This is a genomic window from Pseudomonas sp. SWRI51 (genome assembly GCF_014268825.1).
Classification (GTDB): Bacteria; Pseudomonadota; Gammaproteobacteria; order Pseudomonadales; family Pseudomonadaceae; genus Aquipseudomonas; species Aquipseudomonas farsensis.
Map to the genome: position 1 here is coordinate 32694 of NZ_JABWRG010000005.1, position 17474 is coordinate 50167.

The 17474-nt window shown below is 59.2% G+C and carries 20 protein-coding genes; 12 read left to right on the forward strand and 8 right to left on the reverse strand.

Going from position 1 to position 17474, the window contains the following annotated elements:
• Window positions 1-124 precede the first annotated feature (124 nt).
• The 4 genes from HU720_RS03185 to HU720_RS03200 all read left to right on the forward strand — a co-directional run bounded on the left by HU720_RS03185 (window position 125) and on the right by HU720_RS03200 (window position 1436).
• Window positions 125-304, forward strand: a complete 180-nt coding sequence (locus HU720_RS03185; RefSeq protein ID WP_186517174.1) for a hypothetical protein — start codon at window positions 125-127, stop codon at window positions 302-304.
• The gene (locus HU720_RS03190; protein ID WP_186517175.1) at window positions 297-497 is read left to right on the forward strand and encodes a hypothetical protein; all 201 of its coding nucleotides are present in this window, start codon (window positions 297-299) and stop codon (window positions 495-497) included. The genes HU720_RS03185 and HU720_RS03190 overlap by 8 nt, the downstream gene beginning before the upstream one ends.
• Window positions 498-675: 178 nt before the next feature.
• Window positions 676-1161: a hypothetical protein gene (locus HU720_RS03195; protein WP_186517176.1), complete on the forward strand. Its 486-nt coding sequence runs from the start codon at window positions 676-678 to the stop codon at window positions 1159-1161.
• A complete protein-coding gene (locus HU720_RS03200) occupies window positions 1158-1436 on the forward strand; it encodes a pyocin activator PrtN family protein (RefSeq protein WP_186517177.1) in 279 nt (92 codons plus the stop codon). Before HU720_RS03195 ends, HU720_RS03200 begins: the two co-directional genes overlap by 4 nt.
• Window positions 1437-1714: 278 nt before the next feature.
• Here the strand turns inward: HU720_RS03200 and HU720_RS03205 are convergent, their stop codons facing one another.
• A complete protein-coding gene (locus HU720_RS03205) occupies window positions 1715-2689 on the reverse strand; it encodes a helix-turn-helix domain-containing protein (RefSeq protein ID WP_186517178.1) in 975 nt (324 codons plus the stop codon).
• Between the two features lie 237 nt (window positions 2690-2926).
• Between HU720_RS03205 and HU720_RS03210 the strand changes: the two genes are divergently transcribed.
• Together HU720_RS03210 and HU720_RS03215 are read left to right on the forward strand one after the other, a co-directional pair.
• Complete coding sequence (locus tag HU720_RS03210; RefSeq protein ID WP_186517180.1) at window positions 2927-3808, forward strand: MBL fold metallo-hydrolase; 882 nt, start codon at window positions 2927-2929, stop codon at window positions 3806-3808.
• Window positions 3809-3898: 90 nt separating this feature from the next.
• Window positions 3899-4441: a cysteine hydrolase family protein gene (locus HU720_RS03215; RefSeq protein ID WP_186517182.1), complete on the forward strand. Its 543-nt coding sequence runs from the start codon at window positions 3899-3901 to the stop codon at window positions 4439-4441.
• Between the two features lie 134 nt (window positions 4442-4575).
• Here HU720_RS03215 and HU720_RS03220 read toward each other — a convergent pair whose 3' ends face one another.
• Window positions 4576-6030, reverse strand: coding sequence for a TrkH family potassium uptake protein (locus HU720_RS03220; RefSeq protein ID WP_186517184.1), 1455 nt, complete (start codon window positions 6028-6030; stop codon window positions 4576-4578).
• A 307-nt stretch (window positions 6031-6337) separates the two neighbouring features.
• Window positions 6338-7501, reverse strand: coding sequence for a site-specific integrase (locus HU720_RS03225; RefSeq protein ID WP_186517312.1), 1164 nt, complete (start codon window positions 7499-7501; stop codon window positions 6338-6340).
• A gap of 123 nt (window positions 7502-7624) precedes the next feature.
• Here HU720_RS03225 and dusA point away from each other — a divergent pair, with 123 nt between their 5' ends.
• From dusA to HU720_RS03240, 3 genes are all read left to right on the forward strand, one after another.
• Window positions 7625-8614, forward strand: coding sequence for a tRNA dihydrouridine(20/20a) synthase DusA (gene dusA, locus HU720_RS03230; protein WP_346656551.1), 990 nt, complete (start codon window positions 7625-7627; stop codon window positions 8612-8614).
• A gap of 189 nt (window positions 8615-8803) precedes the next feature.
• Window positions 8804-9730: a transaldolase gene (gene tal, locus HU720_RS03235; protein WP_186517186.1), complete on the forward strand. Its 927-nt coding sequence runs from the start codon at window positions 8804-8806 to the stop codon at window positions 9728-9730.
• Window positions 9731-9837: 107 nt separating this feature from the next.
• Complete coding sequence (locus HU720_RS03240; RefSeq protein WP_186517188.1) at window positions 9838-11703, forward strand: alkaline phosphatase D family protein; 1866 nt, start codon at window positions 9838-9840, stop codon at window positions 11701-11703.
• A 124-nt stretch (window positions 11704-11827) separates the two neighbouring features.
• Here HU720_RS03240 and rssC read toward each other — a convergent pair whose 3' ends face one another.
• Window positions 11828-12310, reverse strand: a complete 483-nt coding sequence (gene rssC, locus HU720_RS03245) for an anti-sigma factor antagonist RssC (RefSeq protein ID WP_186517190.1) — start codon at window positions 12308-12310, stop codon at window positions 11828-11830.
• Window positions 12307-13491, reverse strand: coding sequence for a two-component system response regulator RssB (gene rssB / locus HU720_RS03250; protein ID WP_186517192.1), 1185 nt, complete (start codon window positions 13489-13491; stop codon window positions 12307-12309). Before rssB ends, rssC begins: the two co-directional genes overlap by 4 nt.
• 268 nt (window positions 13492-13759) lie before the next feature.
• On the opposite strand from rssB, the gene HU720_RS03255 reads away from it, so the two are divergent.
• On the forward strand, window positions 13760-14053 hold the full coding sequence (locus HU720_RS03255) for a PilZ domain-containing protein (protein ID WP_186517194.1): 294 nt from the start codon (window positions 13760-13762) through the stop codon (window positions 14051-14053).
• Window positions 14054-14110: 57 nt separating this feature from the next.
• Here the strand turns inward: HU720_RS03255 and HU720_RS03260 are convergent, their stop codons facing one another.
• Window positions 14111-14818: a VacJ family lipoprotein gene (locus tag HU720_RS03260; RefSeq protein ID WP_186517196.1), complete on the reverse strand. Its 708-nt coding sequence runs from the start codon at window positions 14816-14818 to the stop codon at window positions 14111-14113.
• 188 nt (window positions 14819-15006) lie between these two features.
• On the opposite strand from HU720_RS03260, the gene HU720_RS03265 reads away from it, so the two are divergent.
• Window positions 15007-15570, forward strand: coding sequence for a phosphonoacetaldehyde phosphonohydrolase-related protein (locus HU720_RS03265; RefSeq protein WP_186517198.1), 564 nt, complete (start codon window positions 15007-15009; stop codon window positions 15568-15570).
• Window positions 15571-15693: 123 nt separating this feature from the next.
• Window positions 15694-15957: a DUF4404 family protein gene (locus tag HU720_RS03270; protein ID WP_186517200.1), complete on the forward strand. Its 264-nt coding sequence runs from the start codon at window positions 15694-15696 to the stop codon at window positions 15955-15957.
• A gap of 55 nt (window positions 15958-16012) precedes the next feature.
• On the opposite strand, the gene queF is transcribed toward HU720_RS03270, so the two are convergent.
• A complete protein-coding gene (gene queF / locus HU720_RS03275; protein ID WP_186517202.1) occupies window positions 16013-16843 on the reverse strand; it encodes an NADPH-dependent 7-cyano-7-deazaguanine reductase QueF in 831 nt (276 codons plus the stop codon).
• 68 nt (window positions 16844-16911) lie between these two features.
• A complete protein-coding gene (locus HU720_RS03280; RefSeq protein ID WP_186517204.1) occupies window positions 16912-17409 on the reverse strand; it encodes a cupredoxin family protein in 498 nt (165 codons plus the stop codon).
• Between the last annotated feature and the right edge of the window lie 65 nt (window positions 17410-17474).

A 17474-nucleotide genomic window follows, 5' to 3' on the forward strand; every position in this document is an offset into this window, starting at 1 on the left:
GCCACGCATGAGCACGCATCGCCATGATTGGTACATGAGTGAGGGCGACGCTGGCGGTCAATATCACTGCAGGAAGTGCAGGCGACACCACGAAGGCCCCGTCCCAGAAGCTCACGACTGCCCTGTGTCGAACGCCGAGCACAACGCCGTCGCCTGGCTCGGCCCGGCCGGGCTGTATCGCAATCGCCTGGACGCCGTGCGCAACGGCGAGCAGTCGATCGCGCCAGTGTCCTTCGCCGAACTGTTCGAGCTGGCGAGTAAGCAGGTCGCCATGCAGATCAAGAGGGAGCGCAAACGTGCATAACCCCACCCGCACCTGGCAGATGGTCTGCCTTATCTTGGCCTGCGCGCTCGTCGCCGCCCTGATCCAGCTGCACCTGCCAACACCCGTTAACGCCGCGAGAGGCACGTTACCGAGTGTTAACAACTACACCGGCTACCAGCACCTGGCCCTGAGCCCAAATGCACGCCGCGCCCACGAGAGGTATTCGCTGTGACTAGTGCACAGACCTACACCCCGACCACACGGACGCGCCAAGGCGTGCAACCCATGACACGCCCTGCGATGTCATCCATTTGCGATGTCTGCAACAAGGCCCGCGTGAAGGGCAACCACGACCAGTGCTCGAAGATCCGCCAGGCAGCTGGCTTCATCTTCAGCCGGAGGACTACGGCATGAACATGGACCTCATCAAACTGAAAGCCCTCGCCACCGCGGCTGCCGCCAACCAATACGATGCCGTGGCCCTGAATGACTACGGCATGGCAGTACCGCCCGCGACGGTGCTGGGCTTGATAACCGAGACCGAGCGCCACCGCCAGGTCAACGCCGAGGGCTGTAAGCCCGACAGCAACATCCTGCTCTCCGGCGTCCCCTGCGGCGGTGCAGCGCCTCGCCGCAGCCTCGACAAGCCCGACCTCAATTCCAAGATCCACCCCGATGACATGGCGGCGATCACGAAATGGCATTGCGACTTATTGCAACTAACCGACTCTGGCGGGCCAGATGACACATCCTTGCTGCAGGACCAAGCCTATGCCTTGGGCCGAAACCGAGTCCAAAACGAGTGGCTAGGGGAACAACACCAGGCCACCGCAGCCCTTCATCAAGAATTTGTGAGTGGTGAACCGCAGCTGCAACGGCAGGAGGGCCTGGCATGAACACGGCATTTATGCTGATGGCACAGTACAACGGCGTGGCAATCATCTCGATTGATCGTGTATGCACTGACTACTTCACCCACCTAACGCCGGATATGTTTCAGCGGAAGGTTCTGGCCGGCCAGATCAACCTCCCCATCACCCGACTGGAATCAAGCCAGAAAAGCGCGCGAGGCATCCACATTGCCGATCTTGCTCTTTACTTGGATCAGCAACGGGATGCTGCGCGTAAAGAGTGCGCACAGTTGAACAAGACGCTTCGGGCAGCCCCTTGAAGCATCTACGCTACAGCGGCATAAGTATTTGGGCTGATGCCGACAAACGACCTAGCCACTTGCGCGTGGCCTTATGGCCGATATCTGACCTTCGCGAAAGGCAGCTATGGGTCGATAGCGGTCATTCGCAAGCGACCGCTATCGACCCATAGCGGCCTCTGGCTTTGGCCTGCAATCGGCCGCCCGCGCCATTGATCACTAGGGGGCTCAGTAAGCTGCGTGAGGACACTAACTGCCGACAAAACTGGGCGAGATTCACTTAGGAATATGGTGGCCACTTAGTCAGTTTTTGGCTTCATTCCGAGACAAAACATCTTCCGATAATCAGATGGCGATGTGCCCAGATGAGCGCCAAATTGTTTTCTTAAAGATAGGGGCGTTCCAAAACCTACTTCACTCGCGATGCATTCAATCGGTAGGTCAGTCTTTTCTAATAACTCCTGCGCTCTGGCAACGCGTTCAGCGCTCAACCATTTGGACACGGTAGTGCCGGTGGTCTCCTTAAACCGACGAGTAAAGGTGCGCCTACTCGTTTTCGCCATGTCTGCCATGACGTCGAGCGACAAATCATCGGCCAGATTGATGCGAGCCCACGCTAGTACATCAGAGAAATGAGTCTCGCTAGGTAGCTGCGGCACAGGATGCTCTACGTACTGAGCTTGGCCTCCCTGCCTATGCGGCGGTGTCACCAGCATCTTAGCGGTGCGATTCGCCACATCAGCACCGAGCCGCTGGCGTATGAGATGTAGGCAACAATCGATTGCCGCCACGGTTCCGGCGGAGGTCATTATATTGCCATCACCTACATAGAGCACCTCAGGCCGAAAATGAACCTCAGGGAAACGTCGCGCAAACTCGTCACGGGCCATCCAGTGAGTCGTTGCCTCTTTCCCATCAAGTAGTCCGGCATCGCCGAGCACAAATGCGCCCAAGCATAACCCTACTATCAGCTTGCCTTTGGAATTGGCGACCTGCAGCGCCCTCATTAGCTGTGCAGATGCAGTGACCGATTGATCGCCCCACGCTGGAATGACAATTACATCAGACCCCTCCATCAGTTCCAGGCCGTGGGTTACCGCCAGCGCGATGCCTTGGTCACTGCTCACCAGTCCCGGCACCTCAGCACAGTAATTGATCTCGTAAAGAGGCTCATCAGGCGCGGCTCGCGCTGCACCTAGCACGACGCCCGGCACAGATAGATGGAACAGGCTTACGCCATTGAACGCTAGAACAGCAACACGTATGGATTGCATCTGTCAGCCTCAGATTCACCCTGTATCGCTCAAGCCTATCGCACACAGGAGTTATGGACGACCGCACACGCTGATCGCGTTGTCACGGATGGAAAGGGCGCGCCGACCACCATCAGCTTCCACCGATAATGCCCATCATTTGGCCCAATTATATCGGAATATGTCATTCAGGCCACTGTTTGACACGCCAGCGTTAGGCAAAAATGGTGTCCTTAATGAATCAACAGGATTAATTTGATGAAATATAGAGCTCTGGCTTTTGCCATCAGCATCGCTGTCACTTCGCCGGCCTTCGCAGCTACAGCCGCCTCCGCAGCGCCTGACGCATCTCATAAAGTGGCTTTTGAGCAAGTGCGTAACGCAACGGCAAAAATCACCTATGGCGGGACGACATTTTTGATAGACCCGATGCTTGCAAAAAAGGGCGCATATCCGGGATTTGAAAATACCTACCGTAGCAACCTGCGCAATCCACTGGTTGACCTCATCGAGTCGCCGGAAAAAGTGATCTCTGGTGTCGACGCTGTCATCGTCACTCATACGCATCTCGACCACTGGGATGATGCTGCGCAGAAAGCACTACCTAAGGACATCCCTCTGTTCGCTCAGCATGAAGAAGACGCGCAGCTAATTCGCTCCCAAGGTTTCAAAAATGTGCGCGTGTTGACTAATGAAGCTGAATTCGGCGGAGTCAAAATTACCAAAACTGGTGGTCAACATGGCACAGATGAAATGTATGCGGTGCCCGCACTCGCTAAGCCGCTAGGAGAGGCCATGGGTGTGGTTTTCGAAGCGCCAGGCTACAAGACCCTTTACCTCGCTGGCGATACTGTCTGGCGTAAAGAGGTGGATCAGACCATCGAAAAATATCATCCACAAATCATCGTACTTAATGCCGGCAAGGCAATGATGACCGGGTACAAGGGTTCAATCATCATGGGCGAGGAAGATGTATTGCGCGCCTCAAAAACTGCCAAAGACGCGAAAATTGTCGCCGTGCACATGGACGCAATCAACCATATGTCCCTGTCCCGTGAGCAGTTGCGTACCTACATCACGAAGCACGGTATCGAAAGCCAAGTCGATATTCCGGAAGACGGCACTTCGATGGGGTACTAATCAATTGGGCCGTAGATGACGCTGGATTACCTGCCCACGAAATCTCGGCCTTCTACATCAGTTCATTGATAATTTGACTGGAGATTCTTCATGAAGCGAGCCCTCGTTGTAGTTGACCTGCAAAACGAATACCTACCCACTGGCAAGCTGCCTTTGACCGGCGTTGACACCATTGTCGAGAATGCAATCCGGGTGATCAGCCACGCCCGTGATACGGGATTTCCTGTTTTTCACGTACGGCATGAGTCCGCTGAAGGCGCTCCAATCTTTGCAAAGGGGTCGGCTGGTGCGGAAATCCAACCCGATGTAGCTCCACAAGGTAATGAATCTGTAATCGTAAAAAAACACATTAATGCCTTCAGGGAAACTGATCTGAAGCAGCAGTTGGAAGCCGCTAACGTCGATGAAATCGTGGTCATAGGTGCGATGAGCCACATGTGCATTGATGCCGTAGTTCGCGCTGCCGTAGACATGGGGTATACGGTCACTGTGCTGCATGACGCCTGCACCACGCTGGATCTGACATTTCGCGGAGTGGCTGTACCTGCCGCCCACGTACATGCAGCGCTAATGGCAGCCTTTGAGTTCGGTTATTGCACTGTTGAGTCAGTCGACGATTATCTCTCAGCGTAAGCTCATTTAAACTCATTTTTGTATTAAACCTCCCTATGACCGTATGCAGCACATGACGAAGGTCTGCTATGGGTCGATAGCGGTCATTCGCAAGCGACCGCTATCGACCCATAGCTGCCCTTTGCAGTGGGCAGCTAATACCTCCAGAACACCGGGGTTACCATCACTAGCACCGTCAGGATTTCCAGCCGTCCCAGGAGCATACCAACGGTCAGCAGCCACTTTGCTGCATCAGGTAATGATGAGAAGTTGCCGGCAGGTCCGATAATTGTGCCCACGCCTGGCCCAACGTTGCACACAGCAGTGGCGGCACCACTCAGAGCAGTCGTCCAGTCCAGCCCGATCAGCGCCAGTCCTAGCGCAATCAGGGCAATGGTGATGGTGAAGAAAAACGAGAAAGTCAAAAGCGAACGCACGATCTCCTCGTCAATGGGGTGTCCATTGTATTTTTTCTGAATGACCGCGCGTGGATGAATCAGTTGCTTCAAGTTACTGACGAGCAGGACGGCAGCCACTTGGAAGCGGAAGATTTTAAGACCGCCAGCCGTCGAGCCTGAACACCCTCCGACAAAGGTTAGGTAGAAGAACAACAGAACGGCAAAACTCCCCCACAGTGTGTAGTCACCGACCGCAATTCCGGTGGTCGTCACGACGGAAGTCACGTTGACCGCCACGATCCGAACGGCGTCCCACCAGTCGTATTCGCTGTGAAAGCATAACCACGTACCCACAGCCAGCGAAGTGACAGTCAAGAACCCGAGAAACCCGCGTACTTGGTGATCCATCAGTAACGCACGCCGATTACCGCGCAATGTCGCGACGTATAAGGTGAAGGGCAGGCTACCCAAGATCATGACGACCACTGCAACCCAATGAATCGCAGGCTGCGTCCAATGCCCGAGTGAGGTATCCGACGTTGAGAATCCACCCGTAGAAATCAACGACATTGCGTGGTTGATCGCTTCGAACGGTGTCATTCCAGCGAACCAGAGTGCTAGTGCTCCAGCACCCGTGAGTCCCAGGTAGAGTGCAAGGATGTATTTGGCTGCCACATGGGATCGCGGCGTAACTTTCTCCGACCAGTCAGAAGACTCTGTCTGGAACAGGCGCATGCCACCGACTCGCAACATCGGAAGGATAGCGACAGCCATGCCGATGAAGCCTATGCCTCCCAACCAGTGAAGCATGGAGCGCCATATCAGAAGGCCGGGAGATGCGGTATCCAAGCCAGTGAGGACGGTCGAGCCTGTCGTTGTGATCCCTGACATCGTTTCAAAAAACGCGTCGGTGTAACTGATGTGGTGGATGAACACCATCGGTAGAGCTGCAAAGGCGCAAACCACAACCCAGCTCGCCGTTGTCAAGAAATACATATCCCTTGGGCGCAGCTGGGATGTTTCTGGATGCCTGCGCCCAATAAGCGCCAGCCCACAGACCAACGTAATCAGGCTCGACCACAGAAAGGCGCCGAGCTCATCGACTCGCTCATACACTACCAACGTAACCATGGGAATAACCATGGTTACTGCCAGAGTGATCAGGAAAACGCCCAAGATGAAGCCGACAAGCCGCATTGCTGCGAGAGACATACGGTTAGCCTACGAAATGAGAGCCGTGCAGTATCCTATGCTCAACCTCGGTCTTCCGTAAATTTTGCGTAAAAGCAGGCATAAATGCCCGCTTCGCAGGAGCATGGGTCAGATCTTCAGCCCGGGAGTTGAATGGCCGCCTACGGCCCGCCAAAGACTGTTATCTAACTCGCGCTCTCATTATTGGGCGCATCAAATGTCCGCTTCTGGCCGATTGCTGCCTTGAAAGTAGGGCAGCTATGGGGTCGAAAGCGGCCTCTGCTGCCCAACATGCTTAGATCCAATTAGACGTTTAGGGCAGAGCAGATCATGGCGATTGTCGAAAGTGACTTTGCGCTTTCCCAGCCGGTTGCCCAGCCCGAGCGCCCAGCGTGACGGGAGCTTGGATGATCCGCTCAAACCAACTCCACTCCGCATATCGATCTCCACGCCCTCTCAAATGTGTGTATCGCCGCAACGAATTCCAGTCACGATGACCTGAAACACTTGATACCCTCGGGATATCCCAGTCCATTTCGAACAACCGGCTCACGCCCTCGTGGCGTAGATCGTGGAAGTGCAGATCCTCAATACCCTTCAACCTGCACGCCTTCGCCCAGGCGGTACCAACTGAGTCGGTGTTGTAGGGGAAGATCTCCGGGCACTCGCGCGGCATACTGTGCACGATCTGCCAGGCCTCATCTGGCAAATGGCACCAAACGTCATTGCCGATCTTCTGGCCGGGGTTTTTCATGTCGCGGACCTTCACCGCCTGCCGGTGCTCATCCAAGTCTTCCCATCGAATGCGGGTGATTTCATCCATCCGCCGCGTCGAGTAGATGGCAAAAGCGACAACCTTGGGCATGTGGATGACTGTCGGCCTGCGCTGCAGCATCTCGAAGAAGTGTTCGAGCACCAGGTCGAGCTCATCCAGTGTCGGGCGCCGATCCCGCTCGCGGCTCTTGAGGTTGTACCCAAACTGCTTCAAGACCAATCGTGCATCAGCCATCGCCTGGGGATTGATCTCATAACCCCAAGCCGCCCTAGCCAACGATAGAACCGAGCCCAGGTGCGCCATGTCGTTGCCAGCCGTCTGGGGCTTGATCCCTCCTCCCTCGGGGCTCATACGCCAAAGCGCATAGTCCACGAGCACCTGCTGGGAAATATCGGAATCGACCCGTTCACCAAGCGGGCTTCGCTTGATGGCTTCCAGGGTGCGTCGCTTGGTTTCTCCGAGCGGCCGGGCTTTTTCGGCCTCGACCAGGTAGCGGTCGATCATGTCCTTGACCTTGTGCCCCACACGACTGGCACGCTCGATCGCACCAGGTTCTGCCAGCTCAGTCTCTCGTCGCTTCGCCCAGGCTACGGCGGCCTGTTTACGGGCGAACGTCTGGCTCTCTTGGTAGACTGTGACCTTGTCGCGGTTGATGCGAATCTGAGCGGTGTAGCTGATGGTGCCATCGGCTTTCTTGCGCGGTCTGATCGTTGCCATAGGAAATTGGTACACGTCGTTAGTCGATTGGTACATTGTACCAAGCGCTTGGTAAAAACGCCCCAAAACCCCCGAAAATCGGTGCGAAACACGTTGAACGAAATCACAGCAAAACCAAGCTTAATACCAGGCTCCACGCGCCCTGCGCCATCCCGCCGCTTCAGCGTTGCACCGATGATGGACTGGACCGACCGCCACTGCCGCTTCTTCCTGCGCCTACTATCAAAAAACGCCCTGCTCTACACCGAAATGGTCACCACCGGCGCCCTGCTGCATAACGACGCCCAACGTTTCCTGCGCCACGACGTCTCCGAGCACCCGCTAGCCCTGCAACTAGGCGGCAGTGTCCCAGCCGACCTGGCAGCCTGCGCCAAGCTTGCCGAGCAAGCGGGTTACGACGAGGTCAACCTCAACGTTGGCTGCCCCAGCGACCGGGTGCAGAACAACATGATCGGCGCCTGCCTGATGGGGCATCCGGCGCTGGTGGCCGATTGCGTCAAGGCCATGCAGGACGCGGTGGGCATCGAGGTCACGGTCAAGCACCGCATCGGCATCAATGGCCGCGACAGCTACGCCGAGCTGTGCGATTTCGTCGGCCGAGTGCGCGACGCGGGCTGCAGCAGCTTTACCGTGCATGCGCGCATCGCCATTCTGGAAGGGCTCTCGCCGAAGGAAAACCGCGAGATTCCGCCGCTGCGCTATGACGTGGCCGCGCAACTGAAAGCGGATTTCCCCGACCTTGAGCTGGTGCTCAACGGCGGCATCAAGACGCTCGAGGAATGCCGCACCCACCTGCAGACCTTCGATGGGGTGATGCTGGGGCGTGAGGCGTACCACAACCCGTACCTGCTGGCCGAGGTCGACCAGCAGTTGTTTGGTAGCACAGCGCCCGTCATCGGCCGCGCCGAGGCGTTGGCCAAGCTGCGGCCTTATATCGTTGCGCATATCGAAAGCGGCGGCGCCATGCACCATGTCACTCGGCATATTCTTGGCCTGGGCCAAGGGTTTCCGGGCGCGCGACGGTTCCGCCAGTTGCTGTCGGCGGATATTCACAAGACTGACACGCCGCTTGCGGTGCTGGACCAGGCGGCTGAGCTGCTGCAAGGGCGTTGATGGAACCTGGGGGGCGGTTTTGACTCGAAGGGTTAGCCTTTAACGCAGCCTTTCGCGGGGCGAGCCTGCTCATGCTTTGCGCAAACGAGCGAATGCACCCGCGGGGGCTTGCCCGATCACTTTGTGCAGGCCTTGAGTGGCCGCCGGGGCTCGGGTAATGTCGAGCCATTGCACAGGACAGAGCACGCCATGACTTCCAAGCTGGAACAACTCAAGCAGTTCACCACCGTGGTCGCCGATACCGGCGATCTGGACGCCATCACCCGCCTCAAGCCGGTGGACGCTACCACTAACCCGTCGCTGCTGCTCAAGGCCGCTGCCATTACCGGTTACGCCGACCTGCTCAAGCAGGTCAAAAGCGATGCCAAGGGTAATGTCGACCTTGCCTGCGACAAGTTTTCGGTAGCCGTGGGCACGGGCATTCTGAAGGTGATTCCGGGGCGCATCTCCACCGAGGTAGACGCGCGGTTGTCGTTCGATGAGCCGGCGTTGCTGAGCAAAGCCCGCCAACTGATCGCGCTGTACGAGGCTGCCGGCGTTGGCCGTGACCGCGTGCTGATCAAGCTGGCTTCAACCTGGGAAGGTATTCGCGCGGCCGAGAAGCTGGAAAAGGAAGGCATCCAGACCAACCTCACGCTGCTGTTCTCCTTCGCCCAGGCGCAGGCGTGCGCCGATGCTGGCGTGTTCCTGATCTCGCCGTTCGTGGGCCGTATCTACGACTGGTACAAGAAGAGCACGGGCACTGATTATGTCGGCGCCGATGACCCGGGCGTGCAGTCGGTTACGCGCATCTACGACTACTACAAAACCAATGGCTACAAGACGGTGGTCATGGGCGCGAGCTTCCGCAACATTGGCCAAATCGAGCAATTGGCCGGTTGCGACCGCCTGACCATCAGCCCAGAGCTGTTGCAGCAGTTGTCTGAAGACCAAGGCGAGCTGCCGCGCATCCTCACGCCGGGCAATAGCGGTGAGGCCAGGCAGCAACTGAACGAAGCTCAGTTCCGCTGGGCGATGAACGAGGACGCCATGGCCACCGAGAAGCTGGCGGAAGGCATCCGCCAGTTCGCCCGTGACCAGGAAAAACTCGAAGCGGTGATGGCTGCAAAAGCCTGATACACATTGCGATTGATCGACGGGCGGGGAATGCCGAGCATTCTCCGCCCGTTTTTCGTTTGCTGGCGCGCTTAGCCGCTGCCACACCTGCTTAAGGCCCCGCCCTGATGACCCCCACCACTGCACTCCCCCTCGTGCTCGCAGGCCCTGTGCTGCGCCGCCTGGAGCCACAACGCCTGGCGATCTGGCTAGTGGGCTCGCAGGCGTTGCCGTTTGAATTCATGCTTGATTGCACAGGCGTCACCCCTACCCTGCACTGCGAAACCCTCGCGGTAGGCCAGCATGCGTTTATTCACCTGCTGGACATCCGCTTCGACCAGCCACTGCCCTGCGATGTGCAACTGAGCTACGACTTGCTTCTGGAAAACGGCCAAGGTATCGCCGACTGGGCACCGCACCTGCTCTACCCCGGCGCTAGCAGGCCCAGCTTTGTGCTACGGGCGCGTATGGACCAGTTGCTGCACGGCTCATGCCGCAAGCCGCACCATGCCGCTGCCGACGGCCTGCTGTGTGCCGACCGACTGCTGGCGGCGGGCCCGTTGCCTGCCGAGCGGCCAGCGGTGTTGCTGATGACCGGCGACCAGGTCTACGCCGATGATGTTGCCGGGCCCACGCTGCGGGCCATCCATGAGCTGATCGAGCGCCTGGGGCTGTTTGACGAGGCGCTGGACGGCGCCTTGGTAAACACTGGCGCCGAGCTGTACGGCCACCCGGCCAGCTATTACCACCGGGCCGACCTGTTGCCGGCGCAAGAAGGCAACGAGACGCTGCGCGAGCGCTTTTTCGGCGGCAAGCGCAAGCCGATCTTTTCGTCGAGTAACGCCGACAACCATTTGGTGACCTTCGCCGAAATCATGGCGATGTACCTGTTGGTGTGGTCGCCGCAGCCGTGGGCGCTGGTGGGCATGCACATGCCTGCCGGGCTCAATGATGAAGATCAAGCGCGCTACCGCAAGGAGCTGCCGCTGGTGGAGGGCTTTCGCGATGGGCTTGGGCAAGTCGCGCGGGTCATGGCCCACCTGCCCTGCCTGATGATCTTCGACGACCACGACGTCACCGACGACTGGAACCTGTCGGCGCAGTGGGAGCAAACGGCCTATGGGCATCCGTTTTCGCGACGGATCATCGGTAATGCGCTGCTGGGGTATCTGCTGTGCCAGGGCTGGGGCAACGACCCCGATGCCTGCGCCGGGCTGGTAGCGGCGTATCGGGAGCAGTTTGCACGCGGCGCGCAGGCTCACGACGCGCTGCTTGGCGAACTGCTGCGCTTTCAGGGCTGGCAGTACACCGTGCCGAGCAACCCACCGTTGCTGGTGCTGGACACCCGCACGCGGCGCTGGCGCAGCGAAAGCAGCCTGGGCAAGCCGTCGGGACTGATGGATTGGGAGGCGTTGTGTGAGCTGCAGCAGGCGCTGCTTGACCATCCGTCGGCGGTCATCGTGTCACCGGCGCCAATCTTTGGGGTCAAGCTGATCGAGGCTGTGCAGCGGGTGTTCAGTGCGCTGGGTTACCCGCTGCTGGTGGATGCGGAAAACTGGATGGCACACCGCGGTGCCGCGCAAGTGGTGCTGAACATTTTGCGGCACTCGCGCACGCCAGGGCATTACGTGGTGCTATCGGGTGATGTGCATTACTCGTTCGTCTACGAGGTATTGATTCGCCACCGCCAGCAAAGCCCGCACCTGTGGCAGGTGACCAGCAGCGGCATCAAGAACGAGTTTCCACGGCGCCTGCTGGATGTGCTCGACCGCCTGAACCGCTGGCTGTATTCGCCGCGTTCGCCGTTGAACTGGTTTACCAAGCGGCGGCAGATGGAGGTGGTGCCAAGGGTGCCCAGCCATCGCAAGGCGGGTGAACGGCTGTGGAACAGCGCGGGGCTGGGGCAGGTGTTTTTTGATGAGCAGGGGCGGCCGGAGCGGGTGTTTCAGCTCAATGCCGATGGGGCGCCGGCTACCGAGTTTGTTCGGGATTGAGAGGTGGGCCGGCCTGCCGGAAACGTGGGAGCGGGCTTGCCCCGCGATGGCGTCAGACCATGCAACTGAACCAGGCCTGCTGGCGCCATCGCGGGGCAAGCCCGCTCCCACAGCTCCAACAGCCTCAAGTTCTTTCGAGCGCGTTTACCAGGTCGTGAAAGGCTTCACGGTTGGAGTCGTTCAGGCCCATCAGGATCTTGTGCGCTTCAAGCACCTTGGAACGCACCACCGCTTCATCCTGATCCTGCGACGGCAGGTCGGTCAGGCACTCAGGGCACGGGATCGGGCGATCGACGATGTTGAACACCTGATCAAAACCCATCGACTGCAACAGCCGCGAGATGTCCGGGTTGGTGGTGACCACGGTCGGCAGCAGGCCAACCTTTTGCCGCGAAAGGATCGATAGCTTGGCCAGCAGGCCTAGCGTGGTGCTGTCGATGCTCTCGGTTTCGGTCAGGTCGATGACGATGGCCGAGAAATTCAACGCAGTGAAGATTTTCTCGATCGTCGCATCCAACGCCGAACACAGGGTCAGGCGCACTTCACCGACAAATTTCAGAACGAAGGTGCCGCTCTGTTCGGCGAACTGGATTCTACCAGTAGTCATTCAAGGTTCCTGCTCAACACCAATAGGGCGATATCATCCGGCATCTCCCCAAGCGTAGCTAATCCGAATCGTTGGCGCAGCCCCTCCAGGCTACCCCCCGCGGCCTTGACGATTTCCGGCAAGGACGCTTCCTTATCTTTGAGTGTGGGCCCCGGCAAAAGGTCCAAAATGCCATCAGACATCAGGGTCAGGCTGAACTGCGGGGGCAGTTCCAGCACGTGGTCCTGGTAGCTGGCCTCATCGAAGAGCCCCACCGGCAGGCCGCGCCCTTCGAGGTAGCGCACACTGTCTGGGGTATACAGCACCGGCAGCGGCAGATGGCCGCCCACGCTATAGGTGAGCAGGCCGGTGTCTTCGTCGATGACACCGCCGACCATGGTCACATGCTTGCCCAGCTTGCAGTTGATCAGCCCACGGTTGATGTGGCTGAGCACTTCCGAGGGCTTGAAATCGCGCATCTTGCCGTTGCGCTTGAATTCGAACAGCAGCCGGGTGGTCATGAACTTCAGCAGCACGGTGACAAACGCCGACGACGCACCGTGGCCGGACACGTCCGCCAGGTAGAACGCGATACGCCGTTCGTCTACCCGGAAGTAATCGGCAAAGTCACCCGACAGGTACAGCGACGGGATGATCTGGTGCTCGAAGGCGTACTCGCCCAGCGTACGCGGGCTCTCCGGGAGCATGTTCATCTGCACCTGGCGCCCGGCGTTCTGGTCTTCCTGAAGCAGGTGCAGGCTGGCTTCGAGCTCGCGGTTGGCGGCTTCGAGCTTGTCGCGGTAGCGCTGGTTTTCGAGCACCAGGCGCGAACGATCAAGCGCGCGGCGCACCGAGTGTTCGAGCACAGCGAGGTCTTCCAGCGGCTTGATCAGGTAATCGGCAGCCCCCAGGCGCAAGGCCTCGACCGCATCGCTCATGACCCCGGCACCGGAGACCACGATCACCGGTAATTGCGGGGCGACTTCGCTGACACGGCGAATGAGCTCGAGACCACCCATCTGCGGCATGCGCAGATCGCAGATCACGAGGTCGGGCTGGTGCGCTTCGAAGACCTGGAGCCCCTGCTGGCCGTTGCCGGCCTGGAGGACGCTGAAGCCGCTGTCTTCCAGATAGGCGGCGAGGCTGGCACGTACCACGTCGTCGTCATCGATAATCAGCAGCGTTGCACTGGTTTTCTGCATGTGGGCGAACGGCGCCAGATTTGGTTGGCGTAGCGGCTGCGGTTAACCGACAGACGGCTACTGGAATGCTCTCTAGCCACTCGCTATCTGAGCTGTTGGACGAGGAGACCGGCCCGACAGATAGTGAGGTGCCCTGTAAGGCGCTGACGGTACTCCCATCCGCCTGGCGTTTCAAGCACGGCAAGGTAGACTCCCCTGCACTTTACAGGGCAAATCACACAGCGTTATAAGAAAGCTGACCAGCGCAACCTGAGGAAAGGATTCAGGCATGTCTCAACGTGACTACAGCGAAAAGCGTGATTACATCCGCATGCGGATCGATACCGATGTGAGCCTGGTGCATGCAGGCGAGGTGATCAGTGCTACCTGCATCGACCTCTCCAGCAGCGGCATGCAGGTGGAAGCACCCAAGCGGTTCCAGGTCGGTGACAAGCTGGAGGTTAAAATCGACTCCGCGTTTTCGGCGCTCTCGGGCCTGGAAGCCACCACCGAGGTGGTGTGGATTGCCGATCAACGGGGCGGTGCGCAGAAATTCGGCCTGCGTATCCTGCAACTGAAGTGAAGTACCTGTTGATACAAAAAATTGGGGCCGCATTGCGGCCCCAATTGCATCATGTGATCAGAAGTCGTCTTCGACTTCGCCATCCTTGACCTTGAACTCGCGGTTCTGCAGGTAGGCATTGCGGATGAAGATGTACTTGTCACCCTGCATCAGCTTCTCAGCCGACAGCAGGCTGGCACGGGTGTCGACGACGTCCAGCGCCAGGATGGAATTGCGCGTAGGCACATGGTCGATGTAGCGGTAAGCCTTGGTGTAGCTGTCTGGGTACTTGGCCAGGCCGTCACGCACCGAGCTTGGGCCGAGCAGCGGGATGACCACGTACGGCCCGCTTGGCACGCCCCAGTAGCCGAGGGTCTGGCCGAAGTCTTCGTCGTTGCGCTGCAGGCCCATGCGCGTGCCCACATCGAACAACCCGCCGATACCGAAGGTGGTGTTGACGATCAGCCGCGCGGTGTCCACGCCCGCCGCACGCGGCTTGAGCTGCAACACGTCGTTGGCCAGGTTGGTGACATCGCCCAGGTTACGGAAGACGTTGTGAATGCCATCTTCGACGAACTGCGGAGTCACCGCCTGGTAGCCCTGGGCCAGCGGCTTGAGGGCATAGGTGTCCAGAATGTCGTTGAACCTGAAGATCGGACGGTTGACCGACTCCCACGGGTCATCCTCGGTAGCCGCCTGGGTGGCAGCAACAGGTGCCAGCAACAGGCTGGCGCAGACACAGGCCTGGGTGAATCGTTCGATCACGCCGGTCCTACGCATACGCATATGATGTTTCTCCATCGCTATTCAGGTCAGCAGCACCAGGGGGCGCTGCGGTAGTGGCGCCAGTATAATGGCTTGCTCGCTGTTTGATAGCGTCCCACACGTTTACTCAACATTTTGTGAACAGCTGTTGCAGTCACCGGGTGGTAACAATTGCTGGCTAACCTGTGCTGTATTTAAGGGAAATGGCCATGCACGATGCACCCGCTGTTACCGCCGTGCTGTTTGGCCTGCGCGGTTGCCTGCTTCAGGCTGGCGCAAACACCACCCTGCCCGCCCCTGGCGCCCTGGATGCCCTTGCCAGCTTGCAGCAACGGCAGGTGCCATGCATCTGGCTCGACGACATCAACGCCGCCCAAGGCAAGCGCCTGAGCGCAGCGCTGCCCGACTGGCTGCCCGGCCACCCGATCAACGGTTGCAAATGGCCGGCCCCGGACGCCTGCTGGCACGCGCTGATGGCGCTGCAAACCCAGCGCATCGAAGGCTGCGTGCTGGTTAGTGACGAACCTTTACTGTTGCAGTCGGGCCGCAATGCCGGGCTATGGACGGTTGGCCTTGCGGCGTGCAGCCCGTCCTGCCAGCTCGGCGCCAGCCAATGGCAGGCGCTGAGCGCACAAGAGCAGGAACTGGCCCGTGGCAAGGCCACACTGGCGCTGTTCGAGCTAGGCGTGCATTCGGTGATCGGCCACCTGGAGGCGCTCGACGGCTGCCTGGCCGACATTGCCTTGCGCCGGCAAAAAGGCGAGAAACCCTGAAACACAGCCATTGATGCCAGTCATGCAAAGCATCGGCAGGTGGATTACGCTTGAAGGCAGACAAGAACCTTTGCCGCTTCGCTGAGGTCCATGCCTTGCCAAGTCATTGATGGAGTAACAACTATGCCTGCCCGCGAACTGCAAGAACGCCTGAACGACCTGCGCGTTCAACTCGACCGCAACGTTCCGCTTTCCGAGCAAGAAGTGGCCGAACTGCACGAAGAAGCCCGGCAGATCGAGGCGCAGCTGAAGCTCGAGGAAGCAACGCCCGACAACAACCTGGTCGACGGCGTCAACCTGGCTGTCGAGCGCTTTGAAGCCGAACACCCAGACCTGACCGCAACCCTGCGCAACATCGCCAACGCGCTGCACAGCATGGGCATCTGAGGCCAACCGCCGCAACGGGCCGCACAGCGGCCCTGCTTGCGTTACCCGTGCAGTATTACTGGCGCACCAGGCGCAGGTTCTGCGGGCTGATCGGGGCAGTGCTGCGGTAAGGGTTGATGTCCAGGCCACCACGGCGCACATAGCGTGCATACACGGTCAGGTGCTCGGGCTGCAGCAAGGTTTTCAAGTCCAGGTAAATACGCTCGACGCACTGTTCATGGAAGTCGGCATGCTGGCGGAAACTGATCAGGTAGGTCAGCAGGCTGGCGTGGTCCAGCGCCGGGCCTTTGTAGTCAACCACCACGCTGCCCCAATCGGGCTGCCCGGTAACCGGGCAGTTGGACTTGAGCAAATGGCTGTGCACCGTTTCCTGCACCACGCCCTCTGCCGCGCAACGCAGCAACTCAGGCTGCGGCTGCTCATAGTTGCTGATGCTCACATCCAGGCCGTCAATGCACACACCCGGCAATGCTGTTACGCCTTCGGCTTGCACCTGGGCCAAGGTGCTGACCTTGACCGCAACTGGCTTGCCGGCAGCGCCAGACAAGTCTTTAACCAAGCACGCCTGTAGCTGCGCCACGTCTGCGAACACGGTCTGGTTCAGCGAGTTGAGGTACAGCTTGAACGACTTCGACTCGATGATGTTCGGCGAATCGCACGGGATCGCGAACTCGCCAATGGCCACCACCGGCTTGCCCGAAGGCAGCAGCCAGGACAGCTCGAAGCAGTTCCAGAAGTCCACGCCCTGCCACGGCAGCGCATCACCGCTCACACCCAGCTCGGCCCACTTGGCCAGGCGTGGGATGGGGAACAGCAGCTCTGGGGAGTAGGTGGCGATGTATTCGCTGGACTTGCCCAGCGGGGAGTGTTCGGCGGCGGGATGCATGGAAACTGACCTGAAAGTTCGTAATTGCGCCTAGTCTACCGGTTTTGCCCGCCGCCTTGGAGCACCTGTCACTCGATGGTCAGCGGCCCGACCATGCCCGCCTGATAGTGGCCTGGCACGTTGCAGGCAAACTCGATCGGCGCCGACTTGCTGAAGGTCCAGGTCAGCTCGGCGCGCTGGCCGGGCTGCACCAGCACCGTGTTGCCACCCGCATGGCCATGGCCTTCTGCGTGGTTCATCTGGCTATGGTCCATGCCTTCATGTTGCATGGCGCCGGTGAACAGCTTGCCCTGCATGGCCACCATTTCTTTCTGATGCTCGGCATGCATAGCCTTGTCGCCCAGGTTGAACTCGTGGGGCAACTGCCCTTGGTTGATCAGCACAAAGCGCACGGTCTCACCGGCTTTTACCTGGAGGCTTTTCGGCTCGAAGGCGATGTCCTTGAGCAGCACCTCGACGGTGCGGGTGGCCTTGGCCGCCGGCGCCGGTTCACCGAAGGTGAAACTGTCAGCCAGGGTCGGCAGGCTCAGCAATGCGAGGCTGGCGGCGAAGAACAGGTGTTTCATGGGGCACTCCGTATAAAGCAGCAAGGTTGGCGCCATTGTCGGCACCCTCGGCTGGCAACTGACTG

Excerpts from the sequence above, each read along its gene's own strand:
- rssB (WP_186517192.1), bottom strand. The coding sequence starts at position 13,491 with ATGCAGAAAACCAGTGCAACGCTGCTGATTATCGATGACGACGACGTG.
- HU720_RS03215 (WP_186517182.1), top strand. The coding sequence starts at position 3,899 with ATGAAGCGAGCCCTCGTTGTAGTTGACCTGCAAAACGAATACCTACCC.
- tal (WP_186517186.1), top strand. The coding sequence starts at position 8,804 with ATGACTTCCAAGCTGGAACAACTCAAGCAGTTCACCACCGTGGTCGCC.
- HU720_RS03255 (WP_186517194.1), top strand. The coding sequence starts at position 13,760 with ATGTCTCAACGTGACTACAGCGAAAAGCGTGATTACATCCGCATGCGG.
- HU720_RS03225 (WP_186517312.1), bottom strand. The coding sequence starts at position 7,501 with ATGGCAACGATCAGACCGCGCAAGAAAGCCGATGGCACCATCAGCTAC.
- HU720_RS03200 (WP_186517177.1), top strand. The coding sequence starts at position 1,158 with ATGAACACGGCATTTATGCTGATGGCACAGTACAACGGCGTGGCAATC.
- HU720_RS03210 (WP_186517180.1), top strand. The coding sequence starts at position 2,927 with ATGAAATATAGAGCTCTGGCTTTTGCCATCAGCATCGCTGTCACTTCG.
- queF (WP_186517202.1), bottom strand. The coding sequence starts at position 16,843 with ATGCATCCCGCCGCCGAACACTCCCCGCTGGGCAAGTCCAGCGAATAC.
- HU720_RS03280 (WP_186517204.1), bottom strand. The coding sequence starts at position 17,409 with ATGAAACACCTGTTCTTCGCCGCCAGCCTCGCATTGCTGAGCCTGCCG.
- HU720_RS03270 (WP_186517200.1), top strand. The coding sequence starts at position 15,694 with ATGCCTGCCCGCGAACTGCAAGAACGCCTGAACGACCTGCGCGTTCAA.
- HU720_RS03260 (WP_186517196.1), bottom strand. The coding sequence starts at position 14,818 with ATGCGTATGCGTAGGACCGGCGTGATCGAACGATTCACCCAGGCCTGT.
- HU720_RS03195 (WP_186517176.1), top strand. The coding sequence starts at position 676 with ATGAACATGGACCTCATCAAACTGAAAGCCCTCGCCACCGCGGCTGCC.
- rssC (WP_186517190.1), bottom strand. The coding sequence starts at position 12,310 with ATGACTACTGGTAGAATCCAGTTCGCCGAACAGAGCGGCACCTTCGTT.
- HU720_RS03240 (WP_186517188.1), top strand. The coding sequence starts at position 9,838 with ATGACCCCCACCACTGCACTCCCCCTCGTGCTCGCAGGCCCTGTGCTG.
- HU720_RS03220 (WP_186517184.1), bottom strand. The coding sequence starts at position 6,030 with ATGTCTCTCGCAGCAATGCGGCTTGTCGGCTTCATCTTGGGCGTTTTC.
- HU720_RS03265 (WP_186517198.1), top strand. The coding sequence starts at position 15,007 with ATGCACGATGCACCCGCTGTTACCGCCGTGCTGTTTGGCCTGCGCGGT.
- HU720_RS03205 (WP_186517178.1), bottom strand. The coding sequence starts at position 2,689 with ATGCAATCCATACGTGTTGCTGTTCTAGCGTTCAATGGCGTAAGCCTG.